Source organism: Synechococcus sp. H60.1 (assembly GCF_047462335.1).
Lineage (GTDB): Bacteria > Cyanobacteriota > Cyanobacteriia > Thermostichales > Thermostichaceae > Thermostichus.
The window spans coordinates 27,691-30,558 of record NZ_JANSJA010000177.1; the positions used below are offsets into that span (position 1 = coordinate 27,691).

1 protein-coding gene is annotated in these 2,868 nt (G+C 61.0%); it reads right to left on the reverse strand.

What is annotated here, in order from left to right; translation table 11 throughout:
* Positions 1-2,562 (reverse strand): DUF3536 domain-containing protein (locus tag NW852_RS09080; RefSeq protein WP_414426665.1); only part of this gene is annotated, 2,562 nt, incomplete at its 3' end.
* Positions 2,563-2,868 lie beyond the last annotated feature (306 nt).

Sequence of the window (2,868 nt, forward strand, 5' to 3'; positions counted from 1 at the left end):
TGCTGGAGGCAGTAGGTGCTGGAGACAGGCAGCACCATTGATGCGAAGTTGTTGCCCCAGCCGCAGCAAGCGGTGGAGGACTTCGCCAGGGATCCCAGGGCCACTGCGGAGCGCCTCTAATCGCTGCCGCTCTAGCCGCAGTAGGTAGAGCTCTTGGAGGCGATCCAGGCGGATAGGCAGGTTGAGATCGGCAGCTAGGCGCAGCCACTCTTCTAGGTTGTGGAGCTGTTCGCTGAGAGTTTCCGAGTCGGCTGCCTGGGCCAACTGCCACATCCCCCGCTGCAAGAGCCGATCCAAAACCCGGGCCGCCTCTTCCCGCCGCAACTGGCACCCCAACTGCTCCGCCTCGCGGGCAATGGCCCGCAACTCCAGCAGGTGATCCCGCTTGCCCTCTTCCACTTCCATCGCCCGCAAGCTGCTCAACAGGCGCTGGTTGAGGGTGATCTGCGCGGCAGCCAACAGCTCTTCCGGGAGTGGCAGGCCATCGGCCCGAAAAGCCATCAAAACCCCGTAGTTTTCCAGGTAGGTTTGGCGGTAGAGCTGGGCTAGGCGATCCAGGGTATCCTGGGTTAACCAGCGCAGCATCTGCTGCCGGTCTTCCTCCGTCAAAGCGTTGAGGTCAAAGGTTTCCGGGCCAAACAGCTCCTGCAGGGTCAGGATCACCTGGATGCGGCTGTGGGCTCCAGACAGCAGGCGGGCTTTCAACTGCTCATAGCTGCGCCGCCCCGTAAACGGCTTGACGCCACATTGAAAGTCCCAGCCGCCCAGATGGAGGAGAGCGTAGATGAGGTCATGCTCCTCAAAGGTGGTGGGAAAAGAGAGCTTCACTCGTCCAACCAGCAGGGTGGATCCCCCTATAGCCAGGCGCTCCTGATCCACTGGCTCCAGCATATATCCGGGAGCTCGGGGCATGCTGTTGAACAGGGAAAGCATGGCGTGCTGAGCCACCAGCCGCTGCGGGCTAACTAGGCAGGGGCGCACCAGCGCCTGGTAAACGCCTCGGCCATCTTTGTAGAGCTCGAGGTTGCTGGGGGCTTTGCTCAAGCGGCGCAGAAATTCTTCTTCCAGATCCACATCCGCCACTGCTGCCGCCAGCTCGATGGCCCGCGCCGCGTAGCGCAGGATTTGCACCCCCTCAGGGCGAGAGATCTCTTCAAAGAACCAGCCGCAACTGGTGAACATCAGTTGGCTGTAGCGCTGCATCTCCAACAGGCGCAGCACCTGCACCCGGTCTTCGGCACTGAGGCGGTGGCTCTGGTGCTCCTGCAAAAACGCCTCGCAGCGCTCCCGATCCAAGATCACCTCGATGTAGCGATCCCGGGCCAGCCAGGGATCCCGCAGGTAGGCTTTGGCCTCCGTCTCGTAGATCTCCGCCAACTGATCCCGCAGCCAGTTGAGGGCCTCCCGCAGCGGTTGCCGCCAGCGCTGGTGCCAGCCTGGAACTGCCCCACAGCCGCAGTCGCGCGACCACCGTCCCACCCCGTGGGCGCAGCTCCAGGCCGTAACTGGCTTGAGTTGCACCTCCCAAGTGGGGGGATGGTAGCTGAGGAAGTGGCCGTAGTTGCCCACCTGCCAGCCCCGCCGGGGAAACTCTTCGCAAAAGGCATAGGCCAGCGTGCGCTCCACGCCGCGCTTGTGGTGGCCAAAGGTCTCGCCATCGGTAGCACAGTTAATCAGATAGGGTTCCCCTTCTCTGTCAGGGCGGATGGCCAGCCGGAGCTGCTCTGCCAGCGACTGGGTGCTGTAGACAATATCGCCAAAGCCGAGATCCCGGGAGATAGGGCCGTCAAAAAAGAAAATGTCCAGGTAGCCGCTGCGATCCGGGGTAAAGCAGCGGTAGGGCCGGCTGGGATCGATCTGGCCCTGGCTGACATCGATCCATTCCGTTTGACCCAAAGGACGAATGCGCTGCGCCTGGCTGGGGGCGAGGATGACGAAACGGATCCCGCAGTCGACTAAGGCTGCAACTGTTGCTGCATCGATGGCAGTTTCCGCCAGCCACATGCCTTCGGGGAAGCGGCCAAAGCGATGCTGGAAATCGGCGATCCCCCAGCGGATCTGGGTGTACTTGTCCCGCTCGTTGGCCAGGGGCAGGATGACGTGGTTGTAGACCTGGGCAATGGCATTGCCATGTCCCTCCAGCCGCTCGGCGCTGAGGCGGTCGGCAGTCAAGATGCGTTGGTACACTTCAACGTCGTGCTCCTCCAACCAGGAGAGGAGAGTGGGGCCAAAGTTAAAACTCAAGAATTCGTAGTTATTGACAATGCGCACCACCCGCCCCTGATCGTCCAGGATGCGGGCAAAGGCGTTGGGACGATAACACTCCGCTAAAATGCGCTCATTCCAGTCGTGGAAGGGGCTGGCGCTGGGCTGACGTTCAACGCGGTTCAACCAGGGATCCTCCCGCGGCGGCTGGTAGAAATGACCGTGCAACACCACGTAGGGGACGGTGGTGGTAGCTCGCGGAGGCGGAGAGCTAGCATCGGTTAGAAAGGGAGCCGGATCCCCTTGCCCTGATTGGGCCGCCGGCTCAGGGGGATTTTGGGAGCCACTCGGCAGCATGAGACCCTACTCCTTGCCCGCCCTCGGAGCTTCAGTTCTGGGGAAACGGGCCGCTAGTTAACCTAAGTTCATATCCATACGTTACAGCGATCCCCGATCTGCGACTGTCAACGTAAAGGATTTGGACAAAAATTTGACAGCGAATAACTATCGCTTAGCAATCTTCTTGCGCTCCCCCCGCGGGGACTCTCGAGCAGGCCTGAAGATCACTCATCTCACTGCCACTCGGAGTAACAAGCTATACAAGGAGCCTCGCTGATGTCTCCAAGGTTCCATCCTGGTGGCCAGCGGTTGGAAGTTTTTCAA